This window comes from Rhodococcus oxybenzonivorans (genome assembly GCF_003130705.1).
GTDB lineage: Bacteria > Actinomycetota > Actinomycetes > Mycobacteriales > Mycobacteriaceae > Rhodococcus_F > Rhodococcus_F oxybenzonivorans.
In genome coordinates this window covers 2299244-2316385 of record NZ_CP021354.1, presented here as the reverse complement: position 1 = coordinate 2316385, position 17142 = coordinate 2299244, and the positions used below count along the sequence as shown (strand labels likewise).

Sequence of the window (17142 nt, the reverse complement as noted above, 5' to 3'; positions counted from 1 at the left end):
CCGAAGTTCTCCGCGAGCGAGCGACCGGAGTGTCAGGCTGCGCCTTCGCCCAGGTAGGGCATCCACGAGGGATGGAGATCTTTGGTGGATGCCAGCAGACGCCAGTGCGGCCCCGAGGGCGGTACCAGGGCGGCCCGCAGCGTCCATCCGAGTTCGCTGAGGAGTTTGTCCGCCTTGCGATGGTTGCACGGCGCGCAGCAGGCCACGCAGTTCTCCCACGAGTGCTCCCCACCGCGGCTGCGGGGAACGACGTGATCGACGGTCTCTGCTTTGGCCCCGCAGTACGCGCAGCGGAACCGGTCGCGGTGCATGAGTGCCGCACGGGTCATCGGGATGCGGGCGCGATAGGGCACGCGGACATAGTTCCGGAGACGGATCACGGACGGTACCTGCACCGACCACTGCTCGGAGTGCACGACCGGCGCCTGCGGGTCTTCGTGGACCGTGTCGGCTTTTCCGCAGGTCATGAGTACGACTGCGCGTCGGGCCGGGAGGGCGGTGAGGGGCTCGTAGGTGACATTGAGCAGCAGCACCCGGCGCTTGACCCAGAGGGGTACCGCGTTCTCGACCGGGAAAGAAGGCCCTGCGCGCTGCGCGGAGCCTTCGGTAATCACTTGTAGTGCAAACGCCCCTGACACCTCGGCACTCCGGGCATCAGTGGGCACACGTTGTCGGTGCGCGCGGGCGCTGTGTCGATTCTTCATGCGACCTCCGAGAGATTGCCACCAAGTGCATCATGAAATGCCTGCCCGTGCACGCCCATTTTTCGACAAACTTGCAGGGACGGCGGATGAACGGACGGTGACGCCGCCGTGGAAACGCCCTGCCGGGAACGGCCGGGGTATCCGGCGGCACGAGTTCCCCGAAGGCACGTGCACAATGGGAGATGCCATGACTGACGTGCAGCAGACCTTCTACGAGGCAGTGGGCGGAGCGGAGACGTTCCGCAAGCTCACTGCGCGGTTCTACGAGGAAGTCGCCAAGGACGACATCGTCCGGCCCCTGTACCCGGAGGAAGATCTGGGTCCGGCCGAGCGCCGGATGCGGATGTTTCTCGAGCAGTACTGGGGTGGACCGCACACCTATTCCGACGAACGGGGACACCCGCGCCTGCGGATGCGCCATCACCCCTTCAAGATCGGCCCCCTCGAGCGCGACGCCTGGCTGCGATGCATGCACACGGCGATTGCCTCCATCGATGCGGAAACCCTGGACGACGCACATCGGCGCGCCCTGACCGACTACATGGAGATGGCTGCGGCGTCGATGGTGAACTCCGCGTTCTGAACGGGCGCTGCGTCGATTCCGCCGGTCGACTCGTGGTGCACGCGAACCTTTGGCACGATGGGCGTTTGTGAGTACTCCCGCCGAAACGTCCGCCGACGACATGCAGCCGGCACCCTGGTGGTCCGAAGCGGTCTTCTACCAGATCTACCCGCGCTCGTTCGCCGACGCGAACGGTGACGGTGTCGGCGACCTCCGAGGTGTGCAGGAGAAACTGGGATACCTGGAACTGCTGGGTGTCGACGCCCTCTGGTTGAGCCCGGTGATGCGGTCACCAATGGCCGATCACGGTTACGACGTGTCCGATCCTCGCGACATCGATCCGCTGTTCGGCGACGTCGACGCCATGGACGACTTGATCGAAGCCGCGCACGCTCGTCAGATCAAAGTCACGATGGACCTGGTCCCCAATCACACGAGCATTGAGCACGAGTGGTTTCGCGCCGCCCTGCAGGCGTCGCCGGACAGCCCCGAACGGGACCGCTACATTTTCCGGGACGGCCGGGGACCGGATGGCTCCGAACCGCCGAACAACTGGCCGAGCATTTTCGGTGGTCCCGCATGGACGAGGATCACCGAGCCCGACGGCAGGCCCGGGCAGTGGTATCTGCACCTGTTCGCCGCCGAACAGCCCGACCTGAACTGGAACAACCCCGAGGTGTTCGAGGACCTTGAGAAGACGCTCCGGTTCTGGCTGGATCGGGGCGTCGACGGGTTCCGCATCGACGTCGCCCACGGAATGGCCAAACCCGAGGGCTTGCCGGACCACGACTGGGACACCAACGCACTTCTACAGAACTCCGATGACGACCCGCGGTTCAACCACCCGTCCGTCCATGACATCCACCGCGGGATACGCAAGATCCTGAACGAATACCCCGGCGCCATGGCGGTCGGGGAGATCTGGGTGCGCGACAACGTGCGCTTCGGTGAGTACATCCGCCCCGACGAGCTGAATCTCGGCTTCAATTTCCGCCTTGCCGAGGCCGAATTCTCGGCGGAATCCGTGCGCGAGGCCATCGAGAATTCCCTGGCAGCGGTCGAACAGGTGGGTGCCACGCCCACCTGGACGCTGTCCAATCATGACGTCGACCGGGAGGTCACCCGTTACGGCGGTGGTGTGATCGGCCTCGCCCGCGCCCGCGCCATGGCGCTGGTCGAACTGGCGCTGCCCGGCACCACGTTCATCTACAACGGCGCCGAGCTGGGGTTGCCCAACGTGGACCTTCCCGACGACGCCCTGCAGGACCCGGTGTGGGAGCGTTCCGGACACACCGAGCGGGGTCGTGACGGGTGCCGAGTCCCGCTCCCCTGGGAAGGCACCGAACCGCCCTTCGGGTTCACCACCGGCGCGTCGACGTGGCTTCCGATGCCCGCGGAGTGGTCGACGCTCACGGCGGAGGCGCAGCTCGAGGACGTCACCTCCACTCTCTCCCTCTACCGCGCTGCGCTCGAACTGCGCGAGCTCCGCCCGGAGTTCTCCGGTCCCGGCGTCGACTGGTACGGGAGTCCCCCTGGCTGCTTCGCGTTCCGTCGTGGCGGTGGCCTCATCTGCGCGCTGAACGCCACCGATGCACCCATCTCGCTGCCGCCGGGCGAAGTACTTCTGAGCAGCGCTCCCCTCGTCGACGGGCAGCTTCCCCCTAACGCTGCTGCGTGGCTCATCTGACGCGCACCCCCGCCGTCGCGGCCGTCGTCGCCGCCTCGATCCTGTTCGGAACCACAGGGACCGCTCAGGCACTCGCCTCCCGTTCACTCGGGTTCGATCTCGACCCGCTGGCAGTCGGCTCTGCCCGGGTAGCGGCAGCCGGGGCTCTTCTCGCCGCCTTCGCGGCGCTACGGGGAGGCCTCGGATTCGACTGCGCTCCCGGAGCCCGTCGGTACCTGCCGGCCGTGTGCGGCGGACTGGGTGTGGCCGCCTACCAACTCGGGTTCTTCAGTGGTGTGCAGAGCGCGGGGGTCGCGGCCGGGACGATGATCGCGCTCGGCTCCGGCCCCGCATTCACCGGCGCACTCCAATGGGCAGTCCATCGACACCCGCCCGGCCCGTTATGGGCGGTGTCCACGGTGATCGCGGTGGCCGGAATGGCGTTGATCGTGACGGGGACCGGCGCAAACAGCGACTCGTCCGACATGCTCGCCGGCGCAGTCCCCGCGCTGATCGCGGGCCTCGGCTACGCCACCTACACGGTGGCGGGCTCGTCCCTGATGGAAGCTGGGGCAGGTCCCGAGGCCGCCATGGGACAGATGTTCGGGTTCGGCGGCTTGTTCTTGCTGCCCGTTCTGATCGCGACCTGGCCCGGCGGTCTCAACACGGCGGCGGGGGCCGCCGCGGCCGGCTATCTGGTGCTCGTTCCGACGGTGCTGGCCTACTTACTGTTCGCGGCCGGGCTGCGCCGTCTCCCGCCCGCCACGGTTGCCACGCTCACGCTCACCGAGCCCGTCGTCGCGGCGCTCCTGGGTACCGCGATACTCGGCGAGGAACTGACCCTCGTCGCGGGCATCGGGATGGCCGCGGTGGTCGCGTCACTTGCCGTCCTCGCGGTGAGCACGCTCCGAACACCGTGAGGTGTTACCGGATGACCGACAGCGGGATCGTCCCGCCGCGGTGACGGTAGACGGACCCGAACCGAGCATCCACCCGCAGCCACGACGCGGTGGCGCGGACCCGGACCAGCTCCGAGGCGTCGATGCGTGCGAGGTCGATGTCGGCAGTCAAGCGATCCGAGCCCGCGTGCGGGATGAATCCGAGTGCTGTGAGGGCGAACACCACCCGCATGGCCACACCCACCGTCTGCCCGGCACCGTGCACCTGCAGCACCTCTTGATCGAGCAGCGACGCGGGAGGGCCCTGACTGCTTCCGTGCTCCTGCGCCAGGGCGGCTCCGCGTTGGGCGAGGTCGACCAGCACCCGCGCCGGGACGTCGTCGATGTGCACGAAACCCTCCGCCGGCGGCAGTGCGCCCCGCCACGCCGAGTCCATCGAGTATCCGGGGTCGATGTCACCCGCGTTCACCGATCGCAGTGCCGTGAGCAGCTGGTCACCGGCGGCGGACGTATCGTCCGGAGAGACGGACCCATCGACTGTGCGCACTGCGAGGACATCGAATCCTGTTGCCGCCCAGACGGTCAGCCGATTCGCGCCCCGTTGGCGCAGGCGAACCACCGCGGATTCGTCCAAACGGACGACGCGTGCGACGAACGTGGCGAGGTCACCCCGCTCCGTGGAATCCGGAATGGACAGGGTCCGCTCATGCACGTTGCCAGCTCTCCAGATACTCGCGCTCGACGGCGGTGAGCCTGCGCAGCCGCTGCGTGTCGATGTCGAAGGCCGCGATCTGCGTCGACGCCACGATCGACGCCGGCACCGATATGTCGACCCCCTTGGGGCGCACTTCGTACGCGATCGTGAAGTCGACCGCCCGCACCTTCTGCACCCACATCAGGACGTCGAGTGGAGAGTCGCTGTGCCGAAGCTGCCCGCGATAACGAACGTGGAGGTCGGCGACGACGGCGCCGTCGCGCAGCGTGACCGTCGGACGATCGTTCTCGAACAGCCAGGGAATCCGCGCTTCCTCCAGCAACGTGACCATGCGAGCGTGGTTGATGTGCTGAAAAACGTCCATGTCCGACCACCGAACTTCGACCTCGGCGTGAAAACCCTCGCTCAACGTCATACCTCCGATCGGGTGCCCACACCTCGCACCATGCTGCGTACCTGACGCGCCGCCACCGAGAGCGTCGCGAGGTCAAGGGTCCCAGACTCGAAAATTTCGGTGAGAGCGGACCTCGCCCGACCGAGTCGGGAGGCATTGGTCGATTCCCAGTCGTCGATTTTCTCGCGCGGACTCTCGTCCGGCTCGCCGCCGAGGAGCACCTCCATCGTGAGCTGCCGTAGCGAACTGTAGAGGTCGTCCCGCAAGGCCAGCCGTGCCAGTGAATGCCACCGGTCACCGCGAGCCAGCGTGGAGACAGCGCTGAGCAGCCAGTCGATCCCGAGGTGGGCGTCGAGTTCGTAGTACAGCTCGGCCACCTCGTCGATATCCCGTTCGGCGATGTCCGACACGTCGCTGATATCGAGGAGGCAGTACAGGTCGAGCAGGCGGAATACCTCGAAGGCGATGCCCTCGGGCGCCCCGCGGAGAATCAGCGGCCGTACCCGGGTTTCGAGGTCCTCGACCTGATGGCCTTTGAGCAGGTGTGGGACTTTGGGGGACATCTTCCGGACATCGGTGGAATAGCGCGCGATCTCCGCTCCCACGGCCAGCGGCTGCGGCCGGTTGGTGAGGAACCACCGCGACGCACGATCGAGGACCCGCCCCGATTCGAGAATCAGATCGTCCTCGAGTGCGGCCGGCAGGCGCTCGGACCGGATGCGCGCCCACACATCGGGGAGGGCGAAAATTTCGGTGACTGCGGCGTAGGCACGAATGGCGTCGGTGCTGCTTGCTCCGGCCTCGTCCGCCAACCGGTACGCGAAGGTGATGCCGCCGTTGTCGATGGTTTCGTTCGCGAGCATGGTCGCCACGATCTGCCTGCGCAGGGGGTGCGCCTTGATCGCTGTCCGGAAGCGCTCCCGCAGTATTTGCGGGAAGTACCGCGGGAGCCGCGGCGCGAACGTGTCGCTGTCGGGCAGGTCGGTGGCGAGGAGATCATCCTTCAGCGCCAGCTTCACATGGGCGACGAGCGTGGCGAGTTCCGGCGACGTCAGACCCTGACCGGCCTGACGGCGGCGCGTGATCTCGGCGTCGGTGGGCAGCACCTCGATCTTCCGATCGAGTCCGCGCCGCTTCACCAGGTCGGCGATCTGCCGCCGGTGCACGGTGAGCATCGGTACCGCACTCGTCCGTGAGACACCGAGCAGGTTGTTCTGCGCGACGTTGTCGGCGAGGACGAGGTCGGCGACCTCGTCGGTCATCGAGGCCAGGAGCGGGTTGCGCTCCTCGGACGGCAACGCGCCACTGTTCACGAGGGAATCGAGCAGGATCTTGATGTTCACTTCGTGGTCGGAGCAGTCGACCCCTGCCGAGTTGTCGATGGCGTCGGTGTTGATTCGTCCACCGTTCTGGCTGTATTCGATTCGTCCCAGCGCGGTCACCCCGAGGTTGCCACCCTCCCCGACGACTCGGGCACGGACCTCGTTGCCGTCGATCCGGACGGCGTCGTTGCTCTTGTCTCCGACCATCGCATTGGTTTCGCCCGAGGCCTTGATGTATGTACCGATGCCGCCGTTCCACAACAGGTCGACCGGTGCCCGCAGGATGGCACGGACAAGTTCCGGCGGGGACAGTTCGGTGATCGTGTCGTCCAGCCCGAGAGCTGCGCGGGCCGGAGCGCTGATCGGAACCGATTTGCGAGTCCGGTCCCACACGCCCCCGCCGTCGCTGATCAGGCTGGTGTCGTAGTCGGCCCACGACGAACGAGGCAGAGCGAACAGGCGGGATCGCTCCGCAAAGGACTGCGCTGCATCGGGATCGGGGTCGAGGAAAACGTGGCGATGGTCGAATGCCGCGACCAGACGAATGTGCCGGCTCAGCAGCATTCCATTTCCGAAGACGTCACCGCTCATGTCCCCGACACCGACGACGGTGAAGTCCTCGCGCGCCGTGTCCAACCCCACTTCCCGGAAATGCCGCTTCACGCTCTCCCACGCACCCCGCGCGGTGATGCCCATTTCCTTGTGATCGTATCCCGCCGACCCACCGGATGCGAAGGCGTCACCCAACCAGAATCCGTACTGCTGGGCAACAGAATTGGCGAGGTCCGAGAACTTGGCGGTGCCCTTGTCTGCGGCGACGACCAGATACCGGTCGTCACCGTCCCGGCGCACGACCCCGGGGGGCGGTACCACTTTGCCCGACGCCTGGTCGACATTGTCGGTGAGGTCCAACAGCCCGGAGATGAAGGTGCGGTACCTGTTTTGACCGGCCTCGAGCGCCTGCATCCGGTCGAGCGCCGCATCGCCCGTGGGAACCGGCGAATTCTTGACGACGAATCCGCCTTTCGCACCGACCGGCACGATGACGGCATTCTTCACGGCCTGCGCCTTCGCCAAGCCCAGGATCTCGGTGCGGAAATCCTCGCGTCGGTCCGACCAGCGAAGACCACCGCGGGCTACCGGCCCGAATCGTAGATGGACGCCCTCGACGTCCGGTGAGTAGACGAAGATTTCGAACTTCGGGCGTGGCTTCGGCAACTCGAGAATTTTCGACGGATCGAGCTTGACGGACAGATACTCACGTCGGTTGCCGGCCTCGTCCGTGACGAAGTAATTGGTACGCAAGGTGGCTTGGATCAGACCGAAGAGACCCCGCAGGATGCGGTCCGCGTCGAGGCTGACGACTCTGTCGATGAAGTGCCTCAGCCGCGTCTCGAGCTCGGACACCCGTTCGACGGACGGAGTTTCGGGATCGAACATGGCCTCGAACAGTTCGACCAGGGTGCACGCCGAACGCGGATTGGCCAGTGCCACGCCCTCGATGTGAAACTGGCTGTAGGGAAACCCGGCCTGCCGCAGGTATTTCGCGTACGCACGCAGGATTGCCGCCTGCCCCCACGCCAACCCGGCCCGGAGGACCAGTTCGTTGAACCGGTCCGCCTCGGCACGTCCGAACCACACAGCGGTGAAAGCTTCAGTAAAGCGTTCCTGCAGTTTCGGCGCCGAGCTCTCACCCTCGTCCGCCAACTCGGCATCCAGGTCGTCCTCCACCGAATCGCGCAGCAACTCGGCCGGAACCGACAGCCCGAAATCATAGATCCAGCAACTGAAGCCGTCCGGCCGCGGAACCGCATAGGGCCGTTCGTCGAGTACCTCGACTCCCAGACTCTGCAGGACGGGGAGCACCTTGCTCAGCGAGATCCCCTCACCCCCGACGTACAGGGTGAGACGCCAGTGCCCGACCACGGCGTCGGGGTCACGGTAGAGATGAAGATCGATCGTGCCCTCGTCCAGCGCTTCGAGTCGCACCAGGTCGTCCAGAGCACGCGCGGGGTCGAAGTCTTCCTTGTATCCCTCGGGCAGAGCGTCCGCATAACGTTGCACCAGAACCGAATCCGCCCCGGGTGTGACCGCGACGAGATCACCGAGATGATCGTCCCAGCTACGGCTCGCCTCGGACAGCATCGCCTGGATGCGCTCACGATCGGCGTCCGACGGAGCCAGTCTGGTGCCCATCTCCTCAGCGGTCCTGCGGATGGTGACGTGCAACAGCGCAAGGTCGAGTTCCGTGACCCGGGCGGTGTACTCGAGTGTGCCCCCTCCCAATTCCCGTAGGAGAATGTTCTGCATCGCGATCCGCACCCGCGTCGTGTATCGGTCCCGGGGAAGGTAGATCAGGCAGGAGACGAACCTGCCCAGAAAGTCCTCCCGCACGAATAGACGGAGCTGCCGGCGCAACCCGATGCTGTGCACGGCCGTGACGGTGTCGAACAACGTGTCGGCGTCGCTGGAGAACAGTTCCGCCCGCGGGAACGATTGGATGACCTCGAGCATGGCCTGCCCGGAGTACGAGTTCAGCTGAAAGCCTGCCCGATCGATCACTGCACGCACGCGGCGTGCGATGACCGGGATGTCGAGGACGTTCTCGTGCAGTGCGGTGACCGTGAAGACACCGAGGAACCGGTGCTCGCCCACGATGGTGCCGTTCGAGTCGAGAATGCTGACCCCGACATAGAACGGGTACACCGAACGGTGCACGGTGGCCGGAAACGACCCCTGGGTCAGAACCAGCAGCGGGCGGTCCGGAATCTCCGCCGCCGGGGGCAGGCCGAACTGTCCGTCGGTGACGGTGTCGGACCGCAGCAGTCCCAGTCCGCTACCCGGGACGACCTCCAGTTTCCGCTGTCCTGACGAGTCGGGCTCGCCCAGCTCGAATCGGCGGTATCCCAGGGCCGCGTAATTGCCCTGCGACATCCACCGAAGTAGGTCGGCGCAGTCTTCCAAGTCTTCTTTCGTCGCGCCCGGCCTCGGCGCCGACGCCTCGAGTTGGTCGGCCAGGTTCCGCTGGAGAGTCCGCATGGCGTCGGTGTCCCGGACCACCTGGCGAACATCCGACAGGACGTTCCCGACTTCCGTCTCCAGCCTGTCCAGGACGGTGGCTTCCGCGCGGGGGTCGAGTTGAACGTGAATCCAGGACTCGGTGAGGCGATGCTCGGTGGTGTCAGTACCCTTGTCGCCGAGCAGGATTCCGCGCAGCGCCCCGATGGGATCGCGGTGTACCGAGATGATGGGGTGGACGAATTCGCTGATGCCGATACCGAGTCGGTTGAGCAGCCCGGTGATCGATTCGACCAGCAACGGCATGTCGTCGTTGACGATCTGCAGGGATGCGCCGAGGTGGTGGCCGTCTCCGGGGCGATACACCCGGGTCACGGCTCGCTCCGGCGGGCGTTGCAGCGCGAGTGTCAGGTGGGCGGCGAGCACGGCGTCGGAGGCACCGTTGACCGCGCTTTCACTGTCTCCACGATCGACATGGCGAAAGTACGTGGCAGCGAGGGCCGGCACCTGAGATCTCAGCGCCTCGGGCAGGTTCCGGGCCCACTCCGCATCCCTCAGCGCTGCCGATTCCGTCATCGGTGATCACATCCTCTTCGTCCGATCGCCGCGGGCAGTACTCCTCGAGACTATCCCGCGGCGGTCGGAACGGAGGGTGAACTTCAGCCCGCCGCGTACCCCGCTGGTCAGCCGGTGCTGACCGGTGCGAGGTAACGCCCCAGCCCGGCACGTTCGGCGTCGGACAGCGGGCGTGAGCGTTCGGTCTTGACGTCGAAGGCCACCAGCAGGGCGTCACCCGTCCCGCACACTGCCCCGGATCGGTCGGTGACGACATGCCGAATCGTGTACGACGAGGTGCCCACGTGCTGCACTGTCACGTCGACCTTCAACGGACCGGAGTCGTCGGTGATGATGCGCAGGAACTCGACGTCCATCTTGCGCACCACCATCGCACCGGGACGCGCACCGGCAGCAGCCAATTCCGTCGTCAGGAAATGGATCCGCGCTTCCTGCATGTACTCGACGAATCGGGTGTTGTTGACGTGCCCGAGTCTGTCGGAGTCGCCCCACCGCACCTGCACTTCGTAGGTGAAGACTGCCGGCTCTCCCACGTCAGTCCCGGGTGAGCTTGCGGTGCGTGACACGGTGCGGACGTGCCGCGTCGGGTCCGAGGCGCTCGACCTTGTTCTCCTCGTAGCCCTCGAAGTTGCCCTCGTACCAGTACCAGGCAGCCTCGTTGTCACCGAAGCCGCCTTCCCACGCAAGGATGTGCGTGCAGGTCCGGTCGAGGAACCACCGGTCGTGGGAGATCACGACGGCGCAGCCGGGGAACTGTTCGAGCGCGTTCTCCAGCGAGCCGAGCGTCTCGACGTCGAGGTCGTTGGTCGGCTCGTCGAGAAGGATCAAGTTGCCGCCCTGCTTGAGGGTCATTGCCAGGTTCAACCGGTTCCGCTCACCACCGGAGAGCACACCGGCAGGCTTCTGCTGATCATGCCCCTTGAAGCCGAATGAGCTGATGTACGCGCGGGACGGCATTTCGGTCTGGCCGACGACGATGTGATCGAGACCGTCCGATACGACCTCCCACACCGTCTTGTCGGGGTCGATCCCGGTGCGGTTCTGGTCTACGTAGCTGAGCTTGACGGTCTGACCGATCTTCACCTCACCGGCATCCGGTTCCTCGAGACCGACGATGGTCTTGAACAGTGTGGTCTTACCGACACCGTTGGGACCGATGACGCCCACGATTCCGTTCCGCGGAAGTGTGAAGGACAGATCTTTGATCAGCACACGGCCGTCGAAACCCTTGTCGAGGTTCGATACCTCGACCACCACGTCACCGAGGCGCGGCGGCGCCGGAATCTGGATTTCGTCGAAGTCCAGCTTGCGGGTCTTCTCCGCCTCGTTCGCCATCTCCTCGTACCGGTCGAGGCGAGCCTTGTTCTTGGCCTGACGGGCCTTCGCTCCGGAGCGGACCCAGGCCAGCTCCTCCTTCAGGCGCTTCTGCAGCTTCTGGTCCTTCTTGCCCTGGACCTCGAGCCGGGCGGCCTTCTGCTCCAGGTAGGTGGAGTAGTTGCCCTCGTACGGGTACAGGCGGCCGCGGTCGACCTCACAGATCCACTGTGCGACGTGGTCGAGGAAGTACCGGTCGTGGGTGACGGCCAGGATGGCGCCGGGGTAGGCCGCCAGGTGCTGTTCCAGCCACAGGACGCTCTCCGCGTCGAGGTGGTTGGTGGGCTCGTCGAGCAGCAGCAGGTCGGGCTTGCTGAGCAGCAGTTTGCAGAGCGCGACGCGGCGCTTCTCACCACCGGAGAGGTGCGTGACCATCTCCTCCGGCGGCGGACAGCGCAGTGCGTCCATGGCCTGCTCGAGCTGGGAGTCGATCTCCCAGGCATCGGCGTGGTCGAGCTTTTCCTGAAGGTTGCCCATCTCCTCCATCAGCTCGTCGGAGTAGTCGGTTGCCATCAGCTCGGCGATCTCGTTGTACCGCTTGAGCTGGACCATGGTCTCGCCCATGCCCTCCTCGACGTTCTCGCGAACAGTCTTGGATTCGTCGAGCTTGGGTTCCTGCATCAGGATTCCGACGGAGGCACCGGGAGCCAGGAATGCCTCACCGTTGCCCGGCTGATCCAGCCCCGCCATGATCTTGAGGATGCTGGACTTACCCGCGCCGTTCGGGCCGACCACACCGATCTTGGCGCCGGGGTAAAAGCTCATCGTGACGTCATCGAGGATGACCTTGTCACCGTGCGCCTTGCGCACCTTCTTCATCGTGTAAATGAACTCAGCCATGTGGCCAGCCTAATGGTGTAGGGCGTCGAACCCACATTTGCGGATCGTGGAAGAGGTGAACGGATGCTTTCCGGCTCGCCCGGGCACCCGGCTGCGCGGGCGCCCGGGCGAGGCATCAGGCGACGAGTGTCTCTGCGGCTGCCTGTTCTGTGGAGATCGAATCTGTGGAGACAGATTCCGTGGAAGAAGTTTCCGTTGCTTCCACGGGTGCAACGGTCCGAGGTTCCCGGTTGAGGACGACTGTGCACCGCGCGAGATCGGGTCCGACCGCGATAGCGCTCAACTCGAGATCGGTCCGAGCGACGCCGTCTCGCGTCGTGTATTCGTTGGTCCGCAGTTCACCGGTGACGATCACCGGATCCCCTTTCGCCAGCGAGTGCACCACGCCGGACATCAGTCGGCGCCGGCAGGTGACCGTGAGGTACAGCGTGCTGCCGTCGCGCCACTCCCCCGTCGTGTAGTCGCGGCGGCGTACCGTGCTGGCCATCCGGAAGGCGAGAAACTCCTCGCCGGTTGATCCGGATCGTGTGACCGGTGTAGTGATAACCGTGCCAACCACCGTGCCGTGTGTCTCGTACATCGCGCTCCCCCTGTGTCGTTCTGCGATTGCCATTGGACACAGCCTGCCTCTGTGGCACCGCGCAATCGTCGCCCGCGACGAATCTGTGGAGAAACGGGCCGGGTGTGGACAACCGACCGAAAACCGGGAATGACCAGCCCGCAGTGTCGGGGATGCGTGCTAGCGGTCAGAGTCCCGCCTCGCGGTCGCGTTTCGCGAGCTCGGCGAACATGGCGTTGTGGGCGGCGAGGTCCGCGTCGTCGTCCCGGTCGGCCGCCCGGTCCACGCGTCGCGCGGTGCGGTCGTCGCTGCGCGACCACTGGATGAGGAGCGCCATCATGACGAGCACGAGAGGAATTTCGCCCGTGGCCCACGCAATGCTGCCGCCCAGTTTCTGGTCCCCCACCAGGTCCGAGTTCCAGCCGAGGCCCAGCGAACGGTAGTACCACTCGCCCATGACGGCGCCCATGCTCATCAGCGCGACCCCGAAGAAGGCGTGGAACGGCAGCGACCCGAACACCATCGCGAGTTTCGTCACGGGCTGCAACTGGCGCGGGGAGGGGTCGACGCCGATCGCCACCCAGTAGAAGAGGTACCCGCTGAGCAAGAAGTGCAGGTTCATCAAGAGGTGGGCGGAGTGTGAGTCGACGGTGGCACCGAAGATTCCGCCGAGGTACAGCGCATAGAAACCGCCGACGAACAGAGCCGCCGCGACGAGGGGGTGAGTGATGAACTGCGAGAACCGGCTGTGCAGCGCGGCCAGGATCCATTCCCGTAGCCCCGGCACACCGTCCTTGCCCGCCGGATCGAGTGCTCGCAGCGCGAGAGTGATCGGAGCCCCGAGAACGAGGAGAACCGGGGCCAGCATGGACAGCGCCATGTGCGCACCCATGTGCACGCTGAACACCGCGGGCGCGTAGCGCCCCACCCCGGACGACGTGGCCAGGAGGAGCACCGCGCATCCGCACATCCAAGCGAGCGTCCGGCCGAGCGGCCAGCTGTCGCCGCGGCGGTGGAGCTTGCGCAAACCGAGTACATAGACGACGGCGAGCACCAGTGCAGCGGTGCCATAGAGCAGATCGAACCGCCAGTCCAACATCAGTCGGGCGAACGTCGGCGGTCCGGAGAGGTTGTAACCGAGTTCGACCTCGGTGAGAGTCGGTGCTCTAGTCGGTGCAGGCGGGGGCGTCCGACCCAATCCGACAGCGAGACCGATCGTCGCGGCGAAGACAATGGCTTCCGCGCCCGCGAACCTGATGAGGTTGCCGCGGTTCGAGGGGTCTTTCTGCAGTGCGGGCAGAGCCCGGCGGCGTTGCGCCCAGCCGAACCCGCCGAGGAGGACGAGCGCGACCGTCTTGGCCACCACCAGGCGCCCGTAGGTGGTGTCGACGAGGTCGCCGATGGGCACACGCACCAGGGCGTTGATCACGCCGCTGGCTGCCATCACGGCGAAACACACGGTTGCCACCGCGGAGAAACGCCTCGCCGCGACATCGGTGTGGGCGCCTCGCCGACGGGCGTGCGCGAGCAGGGCGAAGAGCCCGCCGGCCCACAGCGATGCCGCAACCAGGTGCAGGATCAGGCTGTTGGTAGCCAGGTCGTGGGAGCCGCCGGAGGACGAGTGCCCGGTCAGTGCCAGCGGCATCAACCCCAGAATGCCTGCGACGAGCAGGATCGGCGTCCACCACCATCGCAGCACCAACCGGGACACGATCGCGAGGACGACCGCGATGATCGCCGTCCAGCGCCACGCCCCGGCCAGCTCCACCTGGTCGATCGCGGCGAACATGTTGCTCGGCTTCACCGCTTCCGCGAACGGTTGCCCGGAGGTGTCCGACAGTGTCAGTGGAACGAGGACCAGCGCGGACGCCGCCCACACGATGGCGCCATAGGACGCCGTCCGGACCGCACGGTAGCCGTCCACGTCCAGTACCCCCGACTTCTGCGGCGGCACGAAGAAGGCGGCGAGCAGGAGTGATCCGATGGTGACGACGGCCGCGATCTCCGACACCGCCCGCAACGCAGGCAGACCATAGGTGGTGATCGGTCCGGGATCCGGGATACCAAGCAGCACGAGGGCCTGAGCGGCAGACAAGCCGACGACGAGTGCAGCGACCAGCCCGGCAATGAGTCCCGCCACGACGAACAGGGCCGTGGAATCGGCCCGAGCCGGACTGTTGGACGGCGAGTCGGAGGCCGTGAGCTGGGGTGTAGCCATACCTCCAGGGTAGGACCTACGACGCCGTGTCGGAGACCGAGGGTCGGCGGATGCTCCGCTACCGTCGGCGGAAGCCCGTTCCGCGGAGTCGAGGAGACAGTATGGCCGCGCTTCTGATCATCCTAGTGGCGTTGTTCTTCGCAGGGATGGGCCTCTACGGCCTGGTCATGCCTGCCCGGCTGGTGGCGCCGTTCGGGTTGACCGCCGACTCGCCGACCGCCCGCGCCGAGGTTCGTGCGGTGTACGGCGGATTCGGCGTCGCGGTGGCTGCGTTGCTCGGATTCGCCGCATTCGACGTCGAGGGCATCAGATCGGTGGCCGCCGTCGTGGTGGCCGTGGCACTCGCCGGAATGGCCGCGGGGCGCATCGTCGCCGGGCTCGTCGATCGACCCCAGCGCTTTTACCCCGTCTGGTTCTACTTTGTCGTCGAGCTCGTTCTGGCCGGGATGCTGGCATGGGCTGCTTCCATCAGCTGACGACACGAGCAATGCAGCCGTGCTCGAGCGGCGTCCGGGCAACAGGTAATATTTCGACCGCGCCTCCGTAGCTCAGGGGATAGAGCAAGAGCCTTCTAATCTCTTGGTCGCAGGTTCGAATCCTGCCGGGGGCACTTATGACACAAGTGCGCCACCCGCATAAGCACACATCCGGTTTCCCGCCGTCCGGGAAACCGGATGTGGCTTGTGCACCGAGCACGATCGAACCTACGATCCGCGGCGTTTCCGTCCGCATCGCGCTGCGCAGTAGGCGCGCGACGCCGTAGGAACAGGTGCGAATCGATGTCTCTGTTCACTCGAAAGGCCGCAGGCGCCTGGTAGGTATTGCATCCCGCTTCCGAACCCAACGCCCGATACTCGCGCGTAGCAAACAGACCGTCTAGTCTGTTGTCGCACCGTCCCACCCGACAGGACGGATGCTCGGGAACCCGTCACCTGCCTCCGCGAGTGGCGGGTTTCCTTACTTCACGTCCTACCCAACGACCTGAGCCGCGAGCTGCGGATACAGGGCCTCGAGTTCCCCGGCGAGTGCTGCCTTTACAGTACGGCTGACATCGTCGGCCAGCACCTCTGTGGCACCTGACTCCACGCCGTCGAACGCCAACCGGGCAACCTCGGGTGCCGAGATCTTGGGGACGTCGAGGCCCGCGGTCATGTCGGTGTCCATATACGCCAGATGCAGCCCGACCACCTGAATGTTCTGCTCCGCAAGCTCCAGGCGCATCGCGTTGGTCGCACTCCACATCGCCGCCTTGGAGACGCTGTACGACCCACCCACCGCCAGCCACGACAGCACCGAGTGGACGTTGAGAACCGCACCGCCACCGTTGGCGGCGATGGTGGGGGCGAACGCCCTGGTCACATTCAGGGGGCCGAAGAGGTTGGTTTCGAGTTCGCGGCGCATCTTGCCGAGGTCACCGGTGAGTGGTGACTCGCCGAGATAGATTCCGGCATTGTTGATCAACACGCCAACGTCGCCCACGTATTGCGCTGCAGCGTAGACGGATTCGGGATCGGTCACATCCAGGGTCACCGGCACCACCTGAGGGTGGTCGACAATCGTCGACGCGTCGCGTGCGGCCGCGTAGACAGTTCGCGCCCCGCGCGAGAGCGCCTCGGCGACGAAAGCGCGGCCGAGGCCGCGATTGGCTCCGGTGACGAGGACAGATCGGTCGTGAATCTTGGTCATGACGACCCCTTCGAGTAAGTCTGGATATCCAACTGACTGTGTCGGGTCAGCGTATTCGCCATGAGTTGGAAAACACAACCCTCTATGATGGAGACATGAACGAGGGTCGAGCCGATCGAACGACGCCGAAGACGGCCATGGACCGCATGCCGCTGGCGCCGCGCCCCTGCGCGATCGCCGCCACGATGGAACTCATCGGCGACCGTTGGTCCATGCTGGTGATCCGCGAACTGAGCTATGAAGTGCATCGCTTCGACAAGATCGCCGGCTACATCGGCGTCTCGCGTGACATCCTCACCGCACGCCTTCGCAAGCTGGAAGAGGTAGGCGTCATCGAACGTCGGCAGTATTCCGAGCGGCCCCCCAGGTTCGAGTACCACCTGACCCAGGCCGGGGAGGAGCTTCGGCCGCTACTGCTGTCGCTGTTCGAGTGGGGTAGCAAGTGGGCGGTGGAGGAGCCGGCCTCCGAGCTACTGCACGACTGCGGACATGTGCTCGAACTCGAACATCGCTGCCGGCATTGCGGCGGCGAGGTCGACCAAGCCGCCGTCGCGATGCGGGCTCGTTCACGCACCCGAACCACCTGATCCCGGCGCCAGCACCTGGACT

The 17142-nt window shown here is 65.8% G+C and carries 14 protein-coding genes and 1 tRNA gene; 6 read left to right on the top strand and 9 right to left on the bottom strand.

Features of this window, described 5'->3' with window-relative positions; all coding sequences use genetic code 11:
• Positions 1-32: 32 nt before the first annotated feature.
• Positions 33-704 (bottom strand): HNH endonuclease, encoded by a 672-nt coding sequence (locus CBI38_RS11115; RefSeq protein WP_201453553.1) that lies wholly within the window; start codon positions 702-704, stop codon positions 33-35.
• Between the two features lie 187 nt (positions 705-891).
• Between CBI38_RS11115 and CBI38_RS11110 the strand changes: the two genes are divergently transcribed.
• The 3 genes from CBI38_RS11110 to CBI38_RS11100 all read left to right on the top strand — a co-directional run bounded on the left by CBI38_RS11110 (position 892) and on the right by CBI38_RS11100 (position 3852).
• Positions 892-1287, top strand: coding sequence for a globin (locus CBI38_RS11110; RefSeq protein ID WP_109335001.1), 396 nt, complete (start codon positions 892-894; stop codon positions 1285-1287).
• A 67-nt stretch (positions 1288-1354) separates the two neighbouring features.
• Entirely contained in the window at positions 1355-2953 is a 1599-nt protein-coding gene (locus CBI38_RS11105) for a glycoside hydrolase family 13 protein (protein ID WP_109328828.1), read from the top strand.
• Positions 2941-3852, top strand: coding sequence for an EamA family transporter (locus tag CBI38_RS11100; protein ID WP_109328826.1), 912 nt, complete (start codon positions 2941-2943; stop codon positions 3850-3852). The genes CBI38_RS11105 and CBI38_RS11100 overlap by 13 nt, the downstream gene beginning before the upstream one ends.
• Positions 3853-3856: 4 nt before the next feature.
• On the opposite strand, the gene CBI38_RS11095 is transcribed toward CBI38_RS11100, so the two are convergent.
• The 7 genes from CBI38_RS11095 to CBI38_RS11065 all read right to left on the bottom strand — a co-directional run bounded on the left by CBI38_RS11095 (position 3857) and on the right by CBI38_RS11065 (position 14847).
• A complete protein-coding gene (locus CBI38_RS11095) occupies positions 3857-4543 on the bottom strand; it encodes a DUF8010 domain-containing protein (protein WP_109328824.1) in 687 nt (228 codons plus the stop codon).
• Positions 4536-4961 (bottom strand): acyl-CoA thioesterase, encoded by a 426-nt coding sequence (locus CBI38_RS11090; RefSeq protein WP_109328823.1) that lies wholly within the window; start codon positions 4959-4961, stop codon positions 4536-4538. Before CBI38_RS11090 ends, CBI38_RS11095 begins: the two co-directional genes overlap by 8 nt.
• On the bottom strand, positions 4958-9856 hold the full coding sequence (locus tag CBI38_RS11085) for an NAD-glutamate dehydrogenase (RefSeq protein WP_109328821.1): 4899 nt from the start codon (positions 9854-9856) through the stop codon (positions 4958-4960). The genes CBI38_RS11090 and CBI38_RS11085 overlap by 4 nt, the downstream gene beginning before the upstream one ends.
• Before the next feature lie 107 nt (positions 9857-9963).
• Complete coding sequence (locus tag CBI38_RS11080; RefSeq protein ID WP_109328819.1) at positions 9964-10389, bottom strand: acyl-CoA thioesterase; 426 nt, start codon at positions 10387-10389, stop codon at positions 9964-9966.
• 1 nt (position 10390) lies between these two features.
• Positions 10391-12070: an energy-dependent translational throttle protein EttA gene (gene ettA, locus CBI38_RS11075; RefSeq protein WP_109328817.1), complete on the bottom strand. Its 1680-nt coding sequence runs from the start codon at positions 12068-12070 to the stop codon at positions 10391-10393.
• Positions 12071-12185: 115 nt separating this feature from the next.
• Positions 12186-12650 carry a single-stranded DNA-binding protein gene (locus CBI38_RS11070; RefSeq protein WP_109328815.1) on the bottom strand — a complete coding sequence of 155 codons (465 nt, stop codon included), beginning with the start codon at positions 12648-12650 and terminating at the stop codon, positions 12186-12188.
• A gap of 166 nt (positions 12651-12816) precedes the next feature.
• A complete protein-coding gene (locus CBI38_RS11065) occupies positions 12817-14847 on the bottom strand; it encodes a bifunctional copper resistance protein CopD/cytochrome c oxidase assembly protein (protein WP_109328813.1) in 2031 nt (676 codons plus the stop codon).
• A 101-nt stretch (positions 14848-14948) separates the two neighbouring features.
• On the opposite strand from CBI38_RS11065, the gene CBI38_RS11060 reads away from it, so the two are divergent.
• Together CBI38_RS11060 and CBI38_RS11055 are read left to right on the top strand one after the other, a co-directional pair.
• Positions 14949-15323 (top strand): DUF4345 family protein, encoded by a 375-nt coding sequence (locus CBI38_RS11060; RefSeq protein ID WP_109328811.1) that lies wholly within the window; start codon positions 14949-14951, stop codon positions 15321-15323.
• Positions 15324-15384: 61 nt separating this feature from the next.
• Positions 15385-15457: transfer RNA gene (locus CBI38_RS11055), tRNA-Arg, on the top strand.
• A 359-nt stretch (positions 15458-15816) separates the two neighbouring features.
• On the opposite strand, the gene CBI38_RS11050 is transcribed toward CBI38_RS11055, so the two are convergent.
• The gene (locus CBI38_RS11050; RefSeq protein WP_109328809.1) at positions 15817-16533 is read right to left on the bottom strand and encodes an SDR family oxidoreductase; all 717 of its coding nucleotides are present in this window, start codon (positions 16531-16533) and stop codon (positions 15817-15819) included.
• Positions 16534-16628: 95 nt separating this feature from the next.
• Here CBI38_RS11050 and CBI38_RS11045 point away from each other — a divergent pair, with 95 nt between their 5' ends.
• Positions 16629-17120 carry a winged helix-turn-helix transcriptional regulator gene (locus CBI38_RS11045; RefSeq protein WP_109328807.1) on the top strand — a complete coding sequence of 164 codons (492 nt, stop codon included), beginning with the start codon at positions 16629-16631 and terminating at the stop codon, positions 17118-17120.
• Positions 17121-17142: the final 22 nt, after the last annotated feature.

Excerpts from the sequence above, each read along its gene's own strand:
- CBI38_RS11115 (WP_201453553.1), bottom strand. The coding sequence starts at position 704 with ATGAAGAATCGACACAGCGCCCGCGCGCACCGACAACGTGTGCCCACT.
- CBI38_RS11110 (WP_109335001.1), top strand. The coding sequence starts at position 892 with ATGACTGACGTGCAGCAGACCTTCTACGAGGCAGTGGGCGGAGCGGAG.
- CBI38_RS11090 (WP_109328823.1), bottom strand. The coding sequence starts at position 4,961 with ATGACGTTGAGCGAGGGTTTTCACGCCGAGGTCGAAGTTCGGTGGTCG.
- CBI38_RS11085 (WP_109328821.1), bottom strand. The coding sequence starts at position 9,856 with ATGACGGAATCGGCAGCGCTGAGGGATGCGGAGTGGGCCCGGAACCTG.
- ettA (WP_109328817.1), bottom strand. The coding sequence starts at position 12,070 with ATGGCTGAGTTCATTTACACGATGAAGAAGGTGCGCAAGGCGCACGGT.
- CBI38_RS11070 (WP_109328815.1), bottom strand. The coding sequence starts at position 12,650 with ATGTACGAGACACACGGCACGGTGGTTGGCACGGTTATCACTACACCG.
- CBI38_RS11065 (WP_109328813.1), bottom strand. The coding sequence starts at position 14,847 with ATGGCTACACCCCAGCTCACGGCCTCCGACTCGCCGTCCAACAGTCCG.
- CBI38_RS11060 (WP_109328811.1), top strand. The coding sequence starts at position 14,949 with ATGGCCGCGCTTCTGATCATCCTAGTGGCGTTGTTCTTCGCAGGGATG.
- CBI38_RS11050 (WP_109328809.1), bottom strand. The coding sequence starts at position 16,533 with ATGACCAAGATTCACGACCGATCTGTCCTCGTCACCGGAGCCAATCGC.
- CBI38_RS11045 (WP_109328807.1), top strand. The coding sequence starts at position 16,629 with ATGAACGAGGGTCGAGCCGATCGAACGACGCCGAAGACGGCCATGGAC.